This is a genomic window from Geomonas ferrireducens (genome assembly GCF_004917065.1).
GTDB lineage: Bacteria > Desulfobacterota > Desulfuromonadia > Geobacterales > Geobacteraceae > Geomonas > Geomonas ferrireducens.
On record NZ_SSYA01000002.1, the window covers coordinates 886,471 to 906,427 of the forward strand.

General features: G+C 61.2%; 21 protein-coding genes. 15 read left to right on the forward strand and 6 right to left on the reverse strand.

The genetic code is table 11. The features are described from left to right. The 6 genes from E8L22_RS12685 to E8L22_RS12715 form a co-directional block, all read right to left on the reverse strand. Window positions 1-1,059 (reverse strand): pilus assembly protein TadG-related protein, encoded by a 1,059-nt coding sequence (locus E8L22_RS12685; protein WP_136525518.1) that lies wholly within the window; start codon window positions 1,057-1,059, stop codon window positions 1-3. Then, window positions 1,038-2,492, reverse strand: a complete 1,455-nt coding sequence (locus tag E8L22_RS12690; RefSeq protein ID WP_136525519.1) for a type II and III secretion system protein family protein — start codon at window positions 2,490-2,492, stop codon at window positions 1,038-1,040. Before E8L22_RS12690 ends, E8L22_RS12685 begins: the two co-directional genes overlap by 22 nt. A gap of 34 nt (window positions 2,493-2,526) precedes the next feature. After that, complete coding sequence (cpaB, locus tag E8L22_RS12695; protein WP_136525520.1) at window positions 2,527-3,453, reverse strand: Flp pilus assembly protein CpaB; 927 nt, start codon at window positions 3,451-3,453, stop codon at window positions 2,527-2,529. A 23-nt stretch (window positions 3,454-3,476) separates the two neighbouring features. Then, window positions 3,477-3,959: a TadE/TadG family type IV pilus assembly protein gene (locus E8L22_RS12700; RefSeq protein WP_136525521.1), complete on the reverse strand. Its 483-nt coding sequence runs from the start codon at window positions 3,957-3,959 to the stop codon at window positions 3,477-3,479. A 191-nt stretch (window positions 3,960-4,150) separates the two neighbouring features. Beyond that, complete coding sequence (locus tag E8L22_RS12705) at window positions 4,151-4,351, reverse strand: Flp family type IVb pilin (RefSeq protein ID WP_136525522.1); 201 nt, start codon at window positions 4,349-4,351, stop codon at window positions 4,151-4,153. A 621-nt stretch (window positions 4,352-4,972) separates the two neighbouring features. Next, complete coding sequence (locus tag E8L22_RS12715) at window positions 4,973-6,457, reverse strand: sigma-54 interaction domain-containing protein (protein ID WP_136525524.1); 1,485 nt, start codon at window positions 6,455-6,457, stop codon at window positions 4,973-4,975. Window positions 6,458-6,646: 189 nt separating this feature from the next. On the opposite strand from E8L22_RS12715, the gene E8L22_RS12720 reads away from it, so the two are divergent. From E8L22_RS12720 to E8L22_RS12790, 15 genes are all read left to right on the forward strand, one after another. Next, complete coding sequence (locus E8L22_RS12720) at window positions 6,647-8,059, forward strand: ATP-binding protein (protein WP_136525525.1); 1,413 nt, start codon at window positions 6,647-6,649, stop codon at window positions 8,057-8,059. Window positions 8,060-8,213: 154 nt separating this feature from the next. After that, complete coding sequence (locus E8L22_RS12725) at window positions 8,214-8,531, forward strand: hypothetical protein (protein ID WP_136525526.1); 318 nt, start codon at window positions 8,214-8,216, stop codon at window positions 8,529-8,531. A 2-nt stretch (window positions 8,532-8,533) separates the two neighbouring features. Further along, window positions 8,534-10,411 (forward strand): V-type ATP synthase subunit I, encoded by a 1,878-nt coding sequence (locus tag E8L22_RS12730; protein WP_136525527.1) that lies wholly within the window; start codon window positions 8,534-8,536, stop codon window positions 10,409-10,411. A gap of 26 nt (window positions 10,412-10,437) precedes the next feature. Continuing rightward, window positions 10,438-10,650: an ATPase gene (locus E8L22_RS12735; RefSeq protein WP_136525528.1), complete on the forward strand. Its 213-nt coding sequence runs from the start codon at window positions 10,438-10,440 to the stop codon at window positions 10,648-10,650. 11 nt (window positions 10,651-10,661) lie between these two features. Then, on the forward strand, window positions 10,662-11,225 hold the full coding sequence (locus E8L22_RS12740; RefSeq protein ID WP_136525529.1) for a V-type ATP synthase subunit E: 564 nt from the start codon (window positions 10,662-10,664) through the stop codon (window positions 11,223-11,225). Beyond that, entirely contained in the window at window positions 11,218-12,159 is a 942-nt protein-coding gene (locus tag E8L22_RS12745; protein WP_136525530.1) for a hypothetical protein, read from the forward strand. The genes E8L22_RS12740 and E8L22_RS12745 overlap by 8 nt, the downstream gene beginning before the upstream one ends. Continuing rightward, the gene (locus tag E8L22_RS12750; RefSeq protein WP_136525531.1) at window positions 12,156-12,473 is read left to right on the forward strand and encodes a V-type ATP synthase subunit F; all 318 of its coding nucleotides are present in this window, start codon (window positions 12,156-12,158) and stop codon (window positions 12,471-12,473) included. Before E8L22_RS12745 ends, E8L22_RS12750 begins: the two co-directional genes overlap by 4 nt. Then, a complete protein-coding gene (locus tag E8L22_RS12755) occupies window positions 12,470-14,089 on the forward strand; it encodes a V-type ATP synthase subunit A (RefSeq protein ID WP_136525532.1) in 1,620 nt (539 codons plus the stop codon). Before E8L22_RS12750 ends, E8L22_RS12755 begins: the two co-directional genes overlap by 4 nt. A gap of 3 nt (window positions 14,090-14,092) precedes the next feature. Then, window positions 14,093-15,415 carry a V-type ATP synthase subunit B gene (locus E8L22_RS12760; RefSeq protein ID WP_136525533.1) on the forward strand — a complete coding sequence of 441 codons (1,323 nt, stop codon included), beginning with the start codon at window positions 14,093-14,095 and terminating at the stop codon, window positions 15,413-15,415. After that, entirely contained in the window at window positions 15,412-16,080 is a 669-nt protein-coding gene (locus E8L22_RS12765; protein WP_136525534.1) for a V-type ATP synthase subunit D, read from the forward strand. Before E8L22_RS12760 ends, E8L22_RS12765 begins: the two co-directional genes overlap by 4 nt. A gap of 23 nt (window positions 16,081-16,103) precedes the next feature. After that, window positions 16,104-16,424, forward strand: a complete 321-nt coding sequence (locus tag E8L22_RS12770; RefSeq protein ID WP_136525535.1) for a hypothetical protein — start codon at window positions 16,104-16,106, stop codon at window positions 16,422-16,424. A 336-nt stretch (window positions 16,425-16,760) separates the two neighbouring features. Beyond that, window positions 16,761-17,396 carry a DUF4255 domain-containing protein gene (locus E8L22_RS12775; protein ID WP_136525536.1) on the forward strand — a complete coding sequence of 212 codons (636 nt, stop codon included), beginning with the start codon at window positions 16,761-16,763 and terminating at the stop codon, window positions 17,394-17,396. Between the two features lie 51 nt (window positions 17,397-17,447). Next, on the forward strand, window positions 17,448-18,884 hold the full coding sequence (locus E8L22_RS12780) for a phage tail sheath family protein (protein WP_136525537.1): 1,437 nt from the start codon (window positions 17,448-17,450) through the stop codon (window positions 18,882-18,884). Window positions 18,885-19,011: 127 nt separating this feature from the next. Continuing rightward, window positions 19,012-19,449, forward strand: a complete 438-nt coding sequence (locus E8L22_RS12785) for a phage tail protein (protein ID WP_136525538.1) — start codon at window positions 19,012-19,014, stop codon at window positions 19,447-19,449. A 10-nt stretch (window positions 19,450-19,459) separates the two neighbouring features. After that, window positions 19,460-19,897, forward strand: a complete 438-nt coding sequence (locus E8L22_RS12790) for a phage tail protein (protein ID WP_136525539.1) — start codon at window positions 19,460-19,462, stop codon at window positions 19,895-19,897. Window positions 19,898-19,957 lie beyond the last annotated feature (60 nt).

The following is a 19,957-nucleotide window of genomic DNA, read 5'->3' on the forward strand; positions in this document are numbered from 1 at the left end:
TTATTTCACGAGTACCGGAGATTTCCCCATGAGGGAGGGATCTCCGCAGGGAAGACAATCGAGCCTGCTAAAGGTGACCCCCGGGGTGGCACCTCGGTCCACGTCGACGATCCAGGCGATGGCGAAGGTGTTCAGCGGGTACGGGATGGGCTGATCGCCAGGCGGGCAGGAAGGAACCGGCGCCCCGTACTTGTCGACGCCCGGGCTAAGTATCGGGACAATGACCTCCCATTTGCCGTCGGCGTCTTTTTGGCTGTTGAATTCATCCTGCAGTTCCTTAACCGCCTCCCCCACACCGTTGTTGGTGTAAATCCCCTTGTTGCAGACATCGGCAGGGTGCATTTCGCCGTGGATGTACTTGGCGATGTCGCTTTGCGGCCCGAGATCGGTCGCCGCCGAGGTGAAGGAAAAATCGGTCCACCCGACGGTGAGCTCAGGCGGGGGTGCGGTGGCCCCGGACTGCTTGAAGAAGAACTTGACCGGCGCCGCAACGCTCGGAGGCGTGGGCATGCTGCACGGCGTCAGGCAAAGGGCGATCGGAATGGTCGGCCTCGGCGGCCGCATGGCAATCGCCTCTGCGGAAGCGGACATCTCGGGCCACCCCTCCCCTCCGCCCGGCAAGAGGGCGAAGATCTTGCCGAAAAAAAGCTGCACCTTGCCCTGTTCAGCGGCGCTTGCTCCGGCAACCGTCCTGCGCGCAACCACCCGGACGGCGTTGATCGGAAATCTGGCCGTTGAGAAGCTCGGCGTCGCGGTGGCGGTCCAGTTCCCGATGGTTACGTCCCCTTCGGTGACCGCCACATCGTCTCCCGCCGCCTTGTTCTTCGCCGCGAATTCGATCGCCTTCTGCTTTACCGACGCGCTGTCGCCAAGGTTCATGGCAGCACCGGCCAAAGCCGCGGCATCGGCAGCATTTTGCAGCTGCCCTCGCGTCACGTACATGTAGCCCAGGTCGACGGCGAGACTGACGAAGCCGACCAGCACCACGATCATGAGCGCAAGGTAGACGACGGCAAATCCCCTATGATCGCTTTTTCTTATTCGCCTGTTGGCATCCATGACAGTTCCCTCTCCTGTTCAGGAGTAAGCTTCTTGTCGGTAGGCAGTGCGGTCTTTACTCCCGGCGCCGTCGGTTTCACGATCTTCGGTGTGATGAAGAAAACAAGTTCCTTCTCTTTCATGTCCTTGGTGCTGGAACGAAACAACGCGCCCAGGATCGGGATATCTCCGAGCAGCGGGATCTTGGACATGTTCTTGATCTCCTCCTCCTGAAGCAGCCCGGCAAGGACCAGGCTCTCGCCGTCCTTGAGCTCCACGCTCGTATCCACGTTTCTCGTATCGATGATCGGATACCCGTTCACTGGGAGATATCCCTGGATGCTGCTCACCTCGGCGGGGTTGATCTTCAACGAGATCAAGCCGTTCTCCATGACTTCAGGCTTGAACTTGAGCTTGATGCCGACCGTCTCGTACCGGATGGTCGTTGCCGCGGTACCGTTGGAGCTTTCGACTACGCTGAGAGGTATCTTGGTCCCGGCAAGGAAGTTCCCCTCCTGGTTGCTTTTGACCAGCAGGTTCGGTTCCGCCAGCACCTTGGCCAGCCCCTTGGTGCTAAGGGCCTGGAGGACCGCGCCGATGCCGGCGGGAAAGTAGGAGACCCCGGCCTGGAAGGCCCCCAACGAGGCGAGGTCTCCCATGGCGGGTGAGGTTCCCGTAAGAGCCCCGTCAGGCCCGGCAACGAGGTTCGAGTACCCCTCGGCGGAACTTCCTTTCACCAGGAAACTGATGCCGAGTTTTTTGAGGGATGTTTTGTCGACCTGGGCCACTTTCACCTGAAGCAGCACCTGCTGTGGCTCGTTCACCGTGATGTTGTTGATCACCTTCCCCGAGTAGGCCTTGGCGAGCTCGAACGCCTTCGTCCTTGTCTGGTCGTTGGCGACGTTGCCGGAGAGGACCACGGTGTCGTTGGCGTACTGGACCTCGATGCCGTCGCCGGGTGCCATTTCCTTCAACTGGGCCTGGATCGCATCACGGTCGCCGACCACCCTGAGGTCGAAGAAGGTCGGGACCGGACGTTCGTCGCCGTCCCCCTTGGTCCATATGATCATGCTGGTGTTGCCGATGGAAATCCCGTCCAGTTTCAGCACGTACTCGGACAGGATCTCGGGCACGACGAACTTATTGGTGTTTCCCGCATCCGCTTCGGAACTTCTTTTTCTCGCGGCGGCGGCGGGGACGACGTTAGATGCGTCGGCAGTCCCGGGTCGGGCGGCGGCCACCGTCACTTCCGTATCCCTGTCCGTCGCCTCTTTCCTCGTGTTGGCCAGCGTCACAAGCACGATCCTCTTGTTCTGGCTTTTGAAGTCCACCAGGATGCTCTTGTACAGGCCGACCTCCAGGGGAACGCCGGCACGCGCCACGGTCACATATGTGCAGGTCACCAACAACGCCCAGACCAAAAGCCGCAGTTGTTTTTTCAGGACGGTTATCATCAATGCACCTCATTTGAGCTTATGTGGTTAGCACCTATTGAAGAACGAACTCCTTGGTCGTGCGGACACCGCCGTCGATCAAGGTGACGGTGTGTCCTGACCGCTGCGGCTGGACCTGCACCTGGGCCTTGGGCTTTGGCGCCGATACCGGGCGCGGGGCCTTGCGCACCGGGCGCTTGGCAACTGCCTTCACAGGTTGTGGTGCGGCCGGGGGGGCCTCCGCCTGAACGGGGGGCATCGAGGAGCCGGCAAGAACCTTCGCTACGGTGGCCCCCTTGGCGTAGATGGGGCCGGTGTCGGCGATGTTTCTCAACAGAAGCTGAAGCGAGCCCTTGCTGCCACCGACGACGAGTTTCTCCGCGTCGTCCGGCACGAGGTCGAGGGTGACCGTCGGGACGACGACGGGCTTGCCCTCTTTCTGGTCGGTGATTTGCCCGGTGGCGAGCACCGGGATGTTCTGGAGGATGATCTTGCTGATGTTCTCGCCTTGAGATCCTGGCAGGGGGGTGGTGAGGACTACGTCGACGCGGTCATTGGGCGTGATGAAACCGGCGACCCCGGCGACCTCGTTCACAGCGACGGTAACGGCTCGGTGCCCAAGGGGGATGATGTAGGTCATGAAGCCGGACCCGGGAACACCGGCCCTCGGCTTCAGCTTCTGCTCGGTTACCGCGTCACCGCTTGAGATGGGGCGTATGGCCACGCGCCCGACCAGGGACTTTACCTCGGAGCTGCTGCCGGGGGGAATGCTGTCCTTTGGCCAAGTCGTCACCTTCAACTGCGGCTCGGTAATGGTGCCGCCAATGGGGATGTCACCTGCGGCCACCACGATACTCTGTGGCTGGACCGCCTTGGTCTTATTCATCTCCGTTTGCAGATAGTGGAAGGTGAGCCAGGCCGCGATTCCCGCGAAAACAAGCGCAAGAACCGCTACAACGATTACCGCCTTCGGTCGAGTCATAGCACCTCCTGAGGGTAGGCAGATTATTCATAACGCATCGAGGCCTCACCGGTGACAATGTTGGTGATGGGTATCAGTTTGGGGAGGATTGCCTCGTATTTATCCCAGGTTACTTCTACGCTGACGCTGTCGCCGGCGCTAAGCCCCGCAGGAGTCGCCAGTTCGGCATATGCGATATTGACGACCACTTCGTTTTTCGGAATGCCATTGTAGATGGATTCGCAGATGGTCTTGTACACTGCACCATTGCCGGGGGATGCGACAAACTCGGCATCGGTGCAGGACAGGGTGTGGGTGGTGGCACTGGCCGCCATGCCATCCTTATGTGTCGTTGCGTCGTACTTAGGGGTGACGACCGCGGTCCTTGCCGCCGCCCGCGCGGCATTGTTGAGCGTGTTCTTCAGATACATGTATCTGCCGAACTCGAATAGTCCCATGATCAATAAAATCAGCACGGGAAGTATTATTGCTGTCTCAACTATTGCTTGACCTTTTTGCCGGTTCATTATTTTTCCCTAACAACATATGTCGGCTACTGTATTTGTATTGGTAAACTTTTATACAAATAAACAAAGATGTCAAGTGATATGGGACAAAAAAAGGAGAACCGGACTTTATGAAAGATTAATACTCTCTCAGTACGTCCAGTTCTCCGTCTTGAGTGATAGGCCCGTCAAAAACAGTCGTCAACGACAGGCTATTTGACAGTCATCGAGCTGTCGACCTTGCTGAAGACCTGACTCGTCTTATTCCCCAGAGAGGTCATGATGGCGATAACCACGACCGCGATGAGCACGAGGATGAGGGCGTACTCGACAAGCCCTTGGCCCTTCTGGCTCTTAAGGGCTGCAAATCCGGCAAGCAGGCGAACGTACAAAGCTTTGATCCATTCAGTCATGGCACATCTCCTTTTCGGCTTGATATATTCCGCACTCAAAAGTTGAGATGCAGGCGAATCAGGTTCATTTTATAGTGCTTGCCACACTGGAGTTGATGACCTCGTATGTGTCATTAACTCGGTTACCGAACCCTAAGACGGCAAGGAAAACGGTTACGGCTACGAGAAAGAGAATCAGCGCATACTCAACAAGTCCCTGCCCACTACTGTCAAACCGAAAACGCGTCTTGGCAAATTCTTTGAGGTTGACTGCTGGCATAAATCTCCGTGGTCGTGCGCGGCTGCCGGTTCGGGTAACTTGTAAATCAGTTATTAAATTAAGTCAACTTAGTGGGCTAAAATAATAAAATTATTTTTTTATAATATCACCGTATACGACTTATATTTTATTAAATATGTTTAAAACTGTACTGTAATTGTTAGATTCAGTATATCCTGAGCACATTGTGTGCCGCCGAAGCAGCGCACCGAACAGGTACACGGCAAGCCACTGATATCATGCTGTTTTACAGTTGATAAGTGGGGATGAGTTTGAAAGAATGACCAGGCGGGTGTAAGCGAACTGTAACGGAAAAGTGTAAAGAGAGTGTAAAGCTGTTGTAAACAGCCCCAGCGGCGTCGTTACTTCGCGCCGTCCTTTTTTATGCCGTATTTCTTGATGAGGGCGTACATGCTCGGTCTGCTTATCTGAAGCTGGCGTGCGGCCCTTGCGACGACGTAGTCATTTTGCTCAAGCGCACGAACGACGCTCTCGCGCCTGGTCTCAGCACGGTGAGGCCCCGGCTGCGGATCAGGTGAAGGCTGCGCAGCAGCATAGTGGCAGTCCTCTTCCAGTTCCATGCACGCAGGCTCGATGAGCCCCTCGCTGGCCATCAGGAACCCCCTGCGCACCTTGTTTTCAAGCTCCCTCACATTACCCGGCCATCGGTGTTGACGGATCGCCTCGACGGAAGCGGCGGAGAAATCGATGCGCCGGTTCTCGGCAGCGGCAAATCTCTCCAGGAAATGCCTGGCCAGGCGGATCTTATCCTCGCCTCTCTCCCTCAGCGGGGGGAGCTTGATGGTAAAGGAGTTCAGGCGGTAGTAGAGGTCGGCCCTGAAGCCCCCTTCGGCCATCGCCTTCTGCAGGTCGCGGTTGGTTGCGGCGACGATCCTCACGTCGATCTTTCTGGAGCCGGAGCCGCCGACCCTTTCGATGAGCCTGTCTTCGAGAAAGCGCAGGAGCTTCGCCTGGAGCGTCGCGGGGATGTCGCCGATCTCGTCGAGGAAGAGCGTGCCGCCATCGGCGGCCTCGAAGCGCCCCTTTTTCGTGGCGTAAGCTCCCGTGAACGCGCCCTTCTCGTAACCGAAGAGCTCCGCCTCAAGCAGGGTTTCAGGGATGGCTGCGCAGTTGACCGCGACAAACGGCCCATCCCTGCGCGCGCTCAGGTCGTGCAGGGCCTTTGCCGTCAGTTCCTTCCCGGTGCCGCTTTCGCCAAGAAGGAGGACACTCATCTCGGTCGGGGCAACCTTGCGGATCATCGCGAAGACGGAGAGCATCCCCTCCGAAGTGCCTATGAACTCGCTGTCGGGAGAGCGATGTTTGATCTTCAGCAGCTTGGAATCCACGAAATCGATGATCTTATCGATGTGCTCGAGGTTGAGCCGATTCAGGCGTATGTTTAGGCGCTGCGCGAAGGTGTTCTCGATGTGGCGTTCCAGGTAGCTGTCCTTGCCGAAATTGAGGTACAGGTTGCATCTGTCGCAGGAGCCTTCACGGGAATCGTCGGGATGGCCGCAATACGGGCAATCATCACTCGGCGCGAGCTTCCCCTTGATGTGCTCCCAAAGCGCCTGCATGGTTTTCTTGTCGGAATAGAAAATACGGATGGCGGCGCCGTTTTCGCTACGTCGCACCAACCTGGCCCGCAGTTCCACCTTGCCTGCTCCTGGCAGTACCGGTCGGATGGCGAAGAGCTCGGGGAGCTGGGTGGTGAGGCCGGACACCAAAGCCCCGCTGAGGCTCAGCTCCTTGATGGTCACCGCTTCGCAGTGGCGCTCATCCCTTGAGATGTATTGAACGACAGAGTCCAGGTTAGTCCGGACTCTCACATCGAGTCTGCCCATATGGTCCCCGCACGATTTCACTGTATCAGGTGGACGCAAGCGTTAAAATATGTCAACATATCTCTCGGCTTTTGTGTACCACGTTAAGACAGGAATCAGCCGACCCTGTCTCACACCCTTTACATATAGCGGATTTGATCTAGAATTCTACCCGTCGACACAGAATTATCCCCACATTTGAGGACACCAATGCTAGTACTCGGCGAAAAATTGCTTAAGGAAAACGTGATAACGAAGGCCCAACTTGATGCGGGGGTGGAGAGACAGCGCCACTACGGCGGGAGACTGGGGCAGAACCTCATCGCGCTCGGCTTTGTGACTGAGAGAGACATCAAAAAGCTGTACCAGAAGGACCCCCCTCCCCCGCGCACCGTTGAAGACACCGGGCTCGACCTCTCCTTCATCGCCGACCTGATCACGAAGCACATCCTCTTCATGGGGGAGTTCCGGATGGCCGACGTGGTCGAGCGGGTGAAGCTCCCTCTCTCCGTGGTGGGGGCGGTGCTGGAAGTGCTTAAGCGGGAGCGCCTGGTCGAGATCAAGGGAGCCACAAGCTACGCTTCGGCAACCTACACCTTCAAGATCACCGAACTCGGACAGAAGAGGAGTTCCGAGCTCATGGAGCTCTGCCGGTACGCGGGCCCGGCACCGGTATCGATCGAGGACTACCGGAACATGGTGGAACTGCAGACGATAAGATCGGTGGCGATAAACGACGCCAGCCTGCGGCAAGGTTTCTCGCACCTCGTGTGCAGCGAGGACCTCTTCAAACGCCTTGGACCTGCCGTCACCTCGGGCAAGACCGTTTTCATCTACGGCCCCCCAGGAAACGGCAAGACCGCCATCGCCGAGGCGATCGGGCACGTACCGGAGGACCTCGTCTACGTCCCGTACGCCATCGACATAGGCGGGCAGATCATCACCGTGTACGACCCGGTGAACCACATGCCGGTGGTGCCGGTGCTGCCGCAGGAAAGCGTCGACCAGCGCTGGGTCCTCGTGCGCCGGCCGGTGGTCATGGTGGGGGGCGAGCTCACCATGAGGATGCTCGACCTGGACTTCAACGTCATCTCGAAGTACTACGAGGCGTCGCTGCAGTTGAAGGCGAACAACGGCATCTTCATCCTCGACGACTTCGGACGCCAGCAGGTGGAGCCGAGGCAGATCCTGAACCGCTGGATCGTCCCCCTCGATCGCAACATCGACTTCATGACGCTGCACACGGGTATGAAGTTCGTCGTTCCCTTCGACATGCTGGTCCTCTTCGCCACGAACCTCGACCCGAACAGCCTGCTGGACGAGGCGTTTCTGCGCAGGATCAGGTACAAGGTCGCCATCGACCGTCCCACAAAGGAGCAGTTTCAGCTCATATTCAAGATGGTCTGTCAGGGCGCCGAGGTCCCTTACGACCAGGCGGTGTTCGATTATCTGATGAACGAGTGCTACCCGAGGTACGGGGCGGTTCCGAATGCGTGTCACCCGCGCGACCTCATCGAGCAGATCGTGGTTGAATCCAGGTACAACAGCGTCCCGGCGAGGCTCACCCGGGAAAACATCGACATGGCATGCGCCAACTACTTCGTCAAAGGCGGCGTCGAGTGATCACATGAAGCTATCCGTTCAGCAGGCCTACAGGCAAACAGGCTGACAGGAAAGGAGTTGAACATGGGGGGCAGGTTCCAACCGTCATCTAGCACGTGGAGCTTCGCCCCCTTTGTCATGCCCGCAAAGCGCCCGGGGGACACCGGTTACCGTCATGGATAGCGAGATACTGGCAAAAGTCGTCGCGGCGGAGCGCGAGATACAGAAGGGTCTCGAAGCGGAGGAACTTGCCGCAGCATGCATGCTGGAGGAGCTTCGCCAGGAGCTGGACCGGCGGACCGGGCAGGAAGAGGAGGCACTCGCGGCCGAGCGCGGCGAGGCACTGGCGGGTGCGCGACGCGATGTGGCCGCAAAAGCGCGGCAGACGATCGCGGAGGCGCGGCAAAAAGCGCGGCGCTTGGCAGAACTCCCCGCCCCGCTCCTTGAACGCCACGTGCTGCGCCATATAGTGGGCATCATTCCGGAGCGGTAGCGATGATCGCCAGAATGGTAAAAGTCGAGATCGTGGGCCCGGCGGGCCTGGCGGTCGAAGTCCTCTCTCTTTTGCGGGAACTCGGCGTATTCCAGATCGAGCCGGACAGCGCCGCTTTCATCTCCGTCGAGGACCGGGACAAGGTGCACTCGCTGCTGCTTGACGAGAAAACCATGGGCGAGCGGATGTACTACGAGGAGCTGAAAGAGAGGATCGACGAGCTCTTCGCCTGTCTTCCGCGCGGCGAGCCCCGGCGCAGTTACCTCGCACCGCTCACCGTGCTCGACTCCGTCGCCCAGACGGTGCGCAGACACCTGGGGTTGTGCCGCGAGTGGTGCCGCGCCAGGGAGTCGCTGCAGCGGGAACTGATCGAGCTCGAGCGCTACGGCACCGTTTTGGACGCGCTCGAGCCGCACCTGGCCGGGCTGGACGGCAGAAGCGGCCTCGAATTCATCGCCGTGACGCTCACCGGCCGCGACGCGCTCGAGGAGTTCGTGCGCATGCTGGCGCACCTCACCCAGAACCGGTTCGAGATCGCCACCCCGCGCACGGACGACGGCACCCTGATGGCTCTCGTCACCCTGGAGAAGGGGGCGGCGGACAGGGTACGCACGGCCCTGGGAGAGCAGCGCGTGCCGGAACTCACCCCGCCTGCGACGCTGGCGGCGGTCCCCCTCGCCGAGAAGGCGACGGCGCTTCGACGCAGAAAGGAGGCGCTCGGCCGCGAGTTGAGCGACATTGACAAAAAGCGCGCGGCTTTTGCCGCCCAGTGGGGGGCGCTCTACTGGGGGGTCCGCAACTGGCTCGATGAGCGCCTCACACTGATGAAAAACATCCCCTACCTCATGCAGAGCGACATGTGCTTTTTCATCCACGGCTGGACCCCGGAACAGGAGCTTGAGCGTCTGGAGGAGGAAGCAGGCAGGCGCTTCGTCGGTGCCGTGGTGGTCGAGCGCAGGGAGATCCTGGAACAGGACCTGGACCAGGTGCCGGTAACCCTGCGCAACCCCCCGTTTCTTCGCCCCTTCGAACTCTTTGCAAGGCTGCTGCCCCTCCCCCGCTACGCGACCCTCGACCCGACACCTTTTTTGGCGATAGGCTTCCCGCTCTTTTTCGGGATGATCCTCGGAGACGCGGGGTACGGCCTCTTGCTGCTGCTCCTCTCCCTTGTCGTAGTGAGGCGCACGCCGCGGGGGGACCTACGGGACGCCAGCAAGATCCTGCTCATCTGTTCCTGCTACGCCATCGTCTTCGGGTTCCTCTACGGGGAGTGTTTCGGCGCGTGGGGGGCGCAACTGCTCGGGATGGAAAAGGCGCTTCTGGTCGAGAGGCGCCAGGCCATCCTCCCCATGCTCCTTCTGGCCGTATCGATCGGAGCGGTCCACGTCGTCATCGGCCTGGCGCTGGGGGTCGTGACGGCGCTGCGGCGCAGGACCGGAAAGGAAGCTCTTTTCAAGGTGGTGAACATCGCCGCCATCCTCTGCATGGCAGGGGCGATCCTTTCGCTCGTCGAGATCTTCCCAAGGGCGTTTGCGCCCCCGCTCGTCTTCGCCCTGCTCGCGCTCATACCGGCGCTTATCTTCTCCGGGGGGATCCTGGCACCGCTCGAGCTCATGAAACACGTCGGCAACATCGTCTCGTACACGCGGATCATGGCGATCGGGCTCGCCTCGGTGCTCCTCGCGCGCGTCGCCAACAGCTTCGCCGGGCTCACCGGCAACGTGGTGGCCGGGGTGCTGCTCGCCCTGCTCTTTCACGCCATTAATCTGGTGCTCGGGGTCTTCTCGCCCGCGCTCCACGCCCTGCGCCTGCACTACGTGGAGTTTTACAGCAAGTTCATGATCAGCGGCGGCAGGAAGTTCGAACCGCTGAAGAAGTAGAGCCGCCGAAACCACAGGAGGTCGACATGGAAAAGTGCTACCTGGCTCTTGCAGCCGCCCTGGCCGTCGGGCTTTCGGCCATAGCCACCGCGTGGGCGCAGTCGCGCATCGGCGCGGCCGGTGCGGGCACCATCGCGGAAAAACCCGAACTGACCGGTACGGTGATCATCATGCTCGCCATACCGGAAACCATGGTGATCCTCGGTTTCGTCGTGGCGGTCATGATCCTTGGGGGCTAGCGGGAGGGGACGTGGGGACCGAAGAGCTGCTGGCCGCCCTGCGCCAGGAAGGGGAGCGCAAGGCGCGTGAGATAAGGGACCAAGCCGAGGCCTCGGCGCAGCGCCTGAGGGAAGAGGCGAAGGAGCGGTCCGCCAACGTTCGGGAGGCGCACCGGCGCGAACTGGAGGCCATGGTCAACTCCGAGCGGCAGCGGTGCGACGCCGCCGCACGGCGGGCCGCGCGACTACTCCTTCTGAAGGGGTACGACGGGCTCGCCCGAAGGCTCTGGGACATCTCCGTGGAGCTTTTGCCGGCGCTGCGGAACGAGGGGTACCCGGAACTCTTCGAACGCCTGGCCGCCGAGCTTCCTCCCAGGGAGTGGCGCACGGTCCGGGTGAACCCTCAGGACGTGGATTTAGCCGCCGTGCTCTTCCCCGATGCGGATATCGTCGCGGACTGGGAGATCAGCGGAGGCCTTGTCGCCGTCTCCCAAAAAGAGGAGCTGCAGGTCATCAACACCCTGGAAAAGCGCCTCGAGCGGGGATGGGCCGAACTGCTCCCATTGATCCTCAAGGAGGTGGACGCGGATGCATGACGGCACGGCCTTTCTGGCGTCGCCTCCGGAAGGGTTCCCCACGGACTACCTTCTGGCAAGGCTGAAAAGAAGGCGCCATCGCCTCGATGTGTCGCAGTCCCCGGGCATCAGGGAGCGCGCCCTCACCCGGGAAACGCAGTCATCTCCGGAGGTGCCGCAGGACGGGGTGCGCGAGGAGTACCGCTGGGTCTACCGGCAGATGAACCCGTGTCTTAGAAAACGGTTCGCCCCCTACTTCCTCTGGTTTGAACTGAGAAGCATCCTCATCGCACTGCGGCACCTGAGGTCCGGGGAGAAGGAACTGGCCGACCTGTCCCTTGCCGGGAGCATGCTTTCGCCCGACGTGCGCGTACTCTTCTCCTCCGCCGCCGCTCCCTTTGCCGATGCGAGCCCCCTGATCCGCATCCTGCAGGCGCAGGTAAGCGAGGCGCGTCAGCTGGCCGCGTGGTATCGCGAGGGCAAGGGTCGGGAATACGAGCGTAAGATGGTCTCCCTTTACCTCGAAGGGGTTGGCCGGGAACAGCTTTCCCCACCCGTGGGGTTGTTCTTCGCCCTGCTGACCGACGTGAAGAACCTCGTGGCGCTCGCCAAGCAGCTGCGCTGGGGCGTCCCCGACGCCGCCGCCTTCATGGACGGCGGAACCATCCACCGGCGGCTGCTGTGCGAGGAGCTCCAAAAGGGGGGGCGGGAGCTGGGCCAACTGCTGCGCAAGACGCTCCGGCGCGGTACTCCCGAGTCGGTGCCGGAAAGGGTCGAGCACGCGCTCTTGACGCACCTTACCGGCCGGATACGCAGGGAAGCGAGGACGCGATCAGGGGAAGCGTTCATCCTCGCCTACCTCTGGGAGTGCCACCTGCGCGCGACAAACGAGGCGCTGCGCTTTCGCGCAGGGAGTTTCGGAGAGGAAGGACTGGCAACGGAGTTAATCGCATGAAGAGAATCGTGGTGATAACGCCTCCGGACGCGCTCTTTGGCTTCACAATGGCCGGGGTGTCCCAGACGGTCACCTCTTCCGACGAGGCGGAGGCCGCGGTGCGCCGCCACATCGAAGACCCTGAATGCGGCGTGGTGATCGTGGACGAACGGCTTCTTTCCGGGATCGATGAGGCGCACCTGCAGGAGATGGAGAAACGCTGGTTCGGGGTGCTGGTGATTCTCCCTGCCCCTGAAAAGGGTGCGGTGGAGGAGGACTACGCTGAACGCCTGATCCGCAGGGTGATCGGCTACCACGTGAGGCTCGCGCCGTGACAGGGCGGATCCTCGGCATAGCGGGGCCGACGGTCGCCGTCGATCTGCCCGGGCTCAGGCTGTACGACCTGGTGCAGGTAGGCGAGTCGCGCCTGATCGGAGAGGCAGTGCGGCTCGAGCCGGGACGGGCGATCCTCCAGGTGTACGAGGACACGCGCGGCCTGGCCGTGGGCGAGCCCGCCGCGAGCCTCGGGCGGCCCCTCACCGTGCAGCTCGGCCCCGGGCTACTGTCCGGGATGTACGACGGTCTGCAGCGCCCCCTGGAGCGCCTGGCGCGCATCACCGGGCCGTTCGTCGCCAGCGGGGCGTCCCTCTCCCCGCTCGACCCTGAGCTGCGCTGTCGCTTTACCACGGACCGAAAGCCCGGCGACGTGGTGCGCGCCGGGGAGTGCCTGGGCGAGCTGCACGAAGGACGTTTCCGGCACCCGGTGCTCGCACAGGCATCGGGCACCATCGCCGCCATCGCGGAGGGCGAAGTGAACCCGGCGCAGGGTGTGGGGCACATGACCGACGGCAGCAGCATCTCCGCCTGCACCTTTTGGCCGGTGCGCCGCCCCCGCCCCTGCCTAAAAAAGCTCTCCCCCTCCCTGCCGCTCGTTACCGGGCAGCGCGTCATCGACTTCCTGTTTCCCATGGCACGTGGCGGGACGGCGATCTTCCCCGGCGGCTTCGGGACCGGAAAGACCATCCTGGAACAGAACATAGCGAAGTTCGCTTCGGTGGACGTCGTGGTGTACGTCGGCTGCGGCGAGCGCGGCAACGAGATGGCGGAACTCCTAGAGGAGTTCGCTGGACTGAGCGACCCATGGAGCAGCAGACCGCTCATGGAGCGGACCGTGGTCATCGCGAACACCTCGAACATGCCGGTCGCAGCGCGCGAGGCCTCCATCTACACGGCGGTCGCCATGGCCGAGTACTACCGCGATCTCGGGTGCCACGTGCTGCTTCTGGCCGACAGCATCTCCCGCTGGGCCGAGGCTCTGAGAGAGATCTCAGCCTCCCTAGAGGAGATGCCCGGGGAGGAGAGCTATCCCACCTACCTGAGCTCCCGGCTCGCCGCCTTCTTCGAGCGAGCGGGGACGGTGCGGACCCTGGACGGCAGAACGGGCTCCCTCTCCATGATCCTCTCCGTCTCGCCGCCAGGAGGTGACTTCACCGAGCCGGTGACCCAGGCCTGCCTGCGCACCGCGGGGGCGTTCTTCATGCTGGACACCTCCCTCGCCCACCGCCGCCACTTCCCCGCCATCAACTGGTTCCAGAGCTACTCCCTCTACACGGCGGAAATGGTGCGGCATTTCTCGGACGAGATCTCGGCGCAATGGGGAGAACTGCGCGGCCGTTGTCTGGATCTGCTCCAGCGCGAGGAGGCCCTGCGCGAGGTGGCAGAGATCGTGGGGGTCGAGGGGTTGCAGGATGCGGACCGGCTGCTGATGCGGCTGGCCGAGCGCATCCGGCAGGAGTTTCTCTGCCAGAACGCCTACGGCCAAGATGCCTTCTCCCCGCCGGAGCACACCGTCGCCCTGATCCGAAAGCTGGTGGAGCGCTACGACGCGGCACTGGCAAGGCTGAAAGAGGGGGCGCTGCCGGACGAACTGCTGAGCACCGAAACGGAGTGATCCATGCGTCTTTCCGAGCACATATACAAGACCGTCGCCTCGATCCGTGGGCCGCTGCTCTTCGCGGAGCGGATCGCCTGCGCGCGCATCGGCGAGGTGGTCCGCATCGCGTGCCCCGGCGGGGATACCGTTGAAGGCGAGATCCTGAAGATCGAGGGCGAGACCGTGCTCATACAGGTATTCGGGGAGACCAGAGGGCTGAGCCTCGGCGCGAGCGTCGTCTTTACCGACCAGGTGAAGAAGGCTCCCCTCTCCGATGAGGCGATCGGCCGTATCTTCGACGGCTCCTTCACCCCCATCGACGGCGCCCCCATGTACGCGGCGAAACAATGGGGCGCCATCACCGGCGCGCCGATCAACCCGACCTCGCGCGCACGCCCCGAGGAGTTCATCGAAACCGGGATCACCTCGATCGACCTTTTGAACACCCTGGTGAAGGGACAGAAGCTCCCGATCTTCTCCTGCGCCGGCCTTCCCGCCAAAGAGATGGCGGCGGCGATCCTGCGCAACGCGCGCCTTCCCGCCGGGGGCTCCTTCGTCACCGTCTTCGTGGCCCTCGGCCTGCCGCACCACGAGTTCTCCTTCTACATGGACGTCCTCTCGGGGATGCAGGGGAACTTCGTCGCCTTCATCAACCGCGCCGGCGAGCCGGTAATGGGGAGGCTCCTCGCGCCGCGCCTTGGCCTCGCGGTGGCAGAGTACCTCGCCTTCGCGCACGGCATGGACGTCCTGGTCCTCATCACCGACATGACCAACTACTGCGACGCGCTGCGCGAGGTTTCCACGGCCCGGGAGGAGCTTCCAGGCAGGCGCGGGTACCCGGGTTACATGTACTCCGATCTCGCCTCGCTCTACGAGAGGGCCGGGCGCATCAAGGGTGTCGCCGGTTCGGTCACCATGCTCCCGGTGGTGACCATGCCCGAAGACGACATCACTCACCCGATCCCGGACCTCACCGGCTACATCACCGAGGGGCAGATCGTCCTGTCAAGGGAGCTGCACCGCAGGGGTATCTTCCCGCCGGTGGACGTGCTCCCGTGCCTCTCCAGGCTGATGCAGCGCGGCATCGGCGCCGGGCGGACCAGGGAGGATCACCGGGCCATAGCCGACACGCTTTACAAGCTCTACGCCAAGGGGCGCGACCTGCGCAGGCTGGAGGCGATCGTCGGTCGCGAGGGGATGGCCGAGGGGGATCGCGCCCTCCTGGACTTCGCGGAAAAGATGGAGCGCGAACTGGTGCACCAGGGCGACGAGCGCCGCGATATCGTGGAAAGCCTTGACAAGGGAGCCGCCCTGGCGGCGAGGTTCGCCGGGAGAGGGCCATGATTCCCCCGACCCGCACCAACCTGCTGCTGTCCCGGGAAAAGATCCGATCGGTCTCCGGGAGCATCGCGATCCTGAAGGCGCGCAGGCTCGCCCTGATCCGGGAATTCCTTGCGATGTCGGCCCCGTTTCTCCGCTCGCGCGAGGAGGTGAAGGGGGCATACGGCCTGGCCCTGGCACGGCTGCATCTGGCCCTGGGGCACGAGGGGGAGGAATTCATCGCCTCGCTGGCGTCCCCCACGGCAAGGCCCCTTGACGTGGAGGTAGTAGAGCGAAGCGTGATGGGACTTTCCTACCGCGAGATCAGGGTGGCCGGGGAAACGGTGCGTCCTCCCGACCGGCGCGGTTACGACCACCTTTCGACAAGCCCACACCTGGAGGAGGCCATAGCCGGTTTCGAGGCGATTCTCGCGGAGATGCTGCAGGTCGCCATATTCGAAAGCAGGATGAAAAGGATCGGCGAGGAGATCCTGCGCGGTTCCCGCCGCATCCGGGTACTGGAAGAGCGGCACCTCCCGTCGCTGCGAAGCGACGTCAAGAAGATCGCCGAATACATCGGCGAACGGGAGAGGGAGTCGTACTGCCGTCTCAAGCAGTTCAAGCAGCTCATGATCGAGCGATGCCCCCAGGGTACCGGCTCTGAACGCGCCTGTCCCCCTTCCGGGTGAAGGTGGGAGGAGACGGAACCGAAATGACCACGAACCTTTACCAGATAGGCATGGGGCTGAGAAGCATACGGCGCCGCCGCAAGATGCTCTGGATCGTTATCGGAATCTACTTCCCCCAGATCTGGCTGACCATCGAGTTCAGTGGTTCCAACACTGCCGTCACCATCGTCTTCATCGTATGGTTCATCATGCTCTGGAACTGCGTCATGCTGGTTGCATTTGCCAAGTGCCCGAGCTGCGACAACTACTTCCACATCAAGTCCTTCTTCCCCACCTATCACAAGCGCCACTGCCTGCACTGCGGACTCTCGCTGCGCGCAGACCTCGATTCCAAGTCCATCTGAAATCCAACCAAGGCAAATCCCCCCCGTCCCCCCTTCGCGGAGGCGCTACGGGGGGCAGGCTCCCCCTTCGCAAAGGGGGGAACGCTAGGTCACCTGCGGCGCTTCGTGGACATACTTTTCGCCTGAATCCTTTTTTTGTCGGTGTAGTTGACATCTTTTCGAGTCGCGTTATTTTTAACCAATATTAATTATTTTATTCAAATCCAACTCTTCATTACCACGTCGGCACATTCGCTCGTACCTTTCGCGATGCGCAGTTTGGTCCATACGGCACCAAAGAGAGCAGGATTTATATCGTATTTCACCCAGGCAGCGCCCGGCGCAGCGAGAGAAGCCATGATATCCCACGCCCTCACCATCATAATGAACGAGCTGAACAAACATCTTCATGATGTGTACAACATGACCGACGGCGTGAACCTTGGCAACGTTTCCGACATCTTCGCATCAGGCGGGGGCAGCGGCAGCGTATCGCGGGACAAGTTGTATATCTCGGCGGTGAACGTTAAGGAGGAGAAGACGCTCAAGAACGTCCCCAACTACGTGCGCAACGAGGCAACGCTCAAGGCAACCTACGAGAACCCGCCGGTATTCCTGAACTTCCTGATCCTGATGACGGCAACGCACAGCGACTACGTGAACGCCCTTTCGATACTCTCCCGCGTAATCCGGTACTTCCAGTTCAGAAACGTTTTCACTGAAACAAGCGTCGATCCTTCCTCCATCACCACTTCCAGCGTTCCGATCAACCCACTCGATCAGTTACAGAGCTTCAGGCTGATCCTCGACATATACTCGCCGACACTGGAAGAGGTGAACCATCTATGGGGGACACTCGGAGGCAAACAGTATCCGTTCGTCCTCTACGTCCTGCGCATGCTCGACCTGAAGTTCGCCTTCGTGGAACGGGAAGAGAGCCTGATCCTGGAGATAGTGCGCAATATACATCACAAACCGGCGGTAACGGTATAACGGCTGGCGCTTCAAGCACAAAGCCTCTCACGCAAAAAGGAGGAAGCACCCATGGCCACACTTTACAAAACACCGGGAGTCTACATCGAAGAGATACCCAAGTTTCCTCCTTCCGTGGCCCCGGTAGAAACCGCGATTCCGGCCTTCGTCGGCTACACGGAAAAGGCGGAAGACGTCACTCCCGGTGACCTCACCCTGAAACCGACGCGCATCTCATCGCTGGTCGAGTACGAGAAGTATTTCGGCGGACCTCAGAAAGAACAGGACATCAACGTTGACGTCCAGGAAACACAGGTAAACAGCGTCACCGTCGACCTGAAGTCGACCGCTACCGTGGCGGAGAGCGCGCGCTCCAAGCACATCATGTACTACGCGATGCAGATGTTTTTCGCCAACGGCGGAGGCCCCTGCTACATCGTCTCGGTGGGCGCCTACAAGGCGACTTTCGGGGGTGCACTAGTCGAAACCGAGCTGAAGGCGGGACTGGACACCCTGGCGAAAAAAGACGAACCGACCCTCATCATCTTCCCGGAGGCCCAGAGTCTCTCCATCGCCGACTTCAAGGCGCTGCACGACGCGGCCCTTGCGCAATGCGCCGACCTGAAGGACCGCTTCGTGATCATGGACCTTCACGGCGACTCAATCTCGCTCTCCGATCCGGGGGCGAACCTTTTGAACGCGGTGAACAACTTCCGCTCCAACGGCATCGGCGTGAACAACCTGAAGTACGGAGCGGTGTACGCGCCGAACATCGACACCATCCTCGATTTCGCTTACGACGACACCGCGGTTGACGTCACCATAACGACGAACGGTACCGCTGCCGCGCCGGTGAAGCTGGACACCCTCAAGGGTGGTAACAACAGGGTCTATGAGCAGGCGAAGGCGGCGATCACCGACATGGCCTGCAGGCTCCCCCCGTCCACGACGATGGCCGGGATCTACGCTGCGGTCGACAACAGCCGCGGCGTCTGGAAGGCGCCCGCCAACGTGAGCGTGAACTCGGTGATCCAGCCGACCATTGAGTTCTCCAACGTGGAACAGGACCAGATGAACGTCGACCCCGTGGCGGGAAAATCTGTCAACGCGATCCGCGCCTTCACCGGCAAGGGGACCCTGGTCTGGGGAGCGCGTACCCTCGCCGGCAACGACAACGAATGGCGCTACGTGAACGTGCGCCGGCTCTTCAATTTCGTGGAGGAGTCGGTCAAGCGCTCCACCGAGCCCTTCGTTTTCGAGGCGAACGACGCCAACACATGGGTCCGTGTGCAGGGGATGGTGGAGAATTTCCTCACCGTGATCTGGCGCCAAGGGGCGCTGCAAGGAATTAAACCGGAGCACGCGTTTTTCGTGGCGGTGGGGCTTGGCAAGACCATGACAGCGATCGACATCCTGGAGGGGCGCATGATCGTCGAGGTGGGACTCGCCGCCGTGCGCCCCGCCGAATTCATAATCTTCCGGTTCTCGCACAAGATGGCGGAATCCTGATCCTCCTCCCCCCGGAGGGGGGAGGTCGGGAGGGGGGAAGGAAGCAGGGTGCCGACGCTACGCGCCCCCTCCCTGCCCTCCCCCTCCGGGGGCGGGAACATGAGTTCAACACTGAAAGGAGAAAGACATGGCGCAAGAATACCCACTACCGCGGTTTCATTTCCAGGTCGACTGGGGCGGGGCGAAGATCAGCTTCACCGAGGTGACCGGGCTCGTCATGGAGCGGGAAAAGATCGAATACCGCCACAGCGACAGCCGGGATTTCAACAAGATCGCCATGCCCGGCCTGGTGAAGAACAACAACCTCACCCTGAAGCGCGGCAAGTTCGAGAAGGACTTCGACTACAATACATGGCTCGAGGCGGTGGCCAACGAGCGGGTTGATGGGCGGCGCGACATCATCATCAGGCTTTTGAACGAGAAGCACGAACCGGTGGCGGCGTGGACCGCGACCCGCTGTTTCCCCGTCAAGGTCACCGCCCCGGATCTTAAGTCGGACGCGAACGAGGCGGCCATAGAGACCCTTGAGGTCGCCCACGAGGGGCTGAAGTTGATGAAGGTCTAGGGGTACCGTCATGGTGGACTACTATCCCCCTTGGGCCTTCTATTTCCGGGTCGAGTTCGGCATCAGCAAGAAGAAGGACGACGTCCGTTTCCAGATGGTCTCAGGGCTGTCGGTCGAGTACGACACCGAGGAATACAAGGAGGGGGGCGAGAACCGCTTCACCCATAAGCTCCCGGTGCGCACGAAGTACGCCGACCTGGTGTTGAAGCGCGGCATGCTGATCGATTCCGAAGTGATCAAGTGGTTCTTGCGGGCCTTCCGGGACCGGCAATTCGAGCCCACCGACCTGAACGTCATCCTGATGAACGAAAAGGGTGAGCCGTTGAAGACGTGGCAGGTATCGCACGCCATACCGAGGAAGTGGCAGGTGAGCGACCTGAATTCGGGGGAAAACGCGCTGGTGATCGAGACGCTGGAGCTTACCTATCGGTATTTCACCGTGGCGTAGCCGGAAATCCGTTCAGTTGTGTCCCCTTTTAAAAAGGGAGGCCTTCAAGCTCCCCCCTTC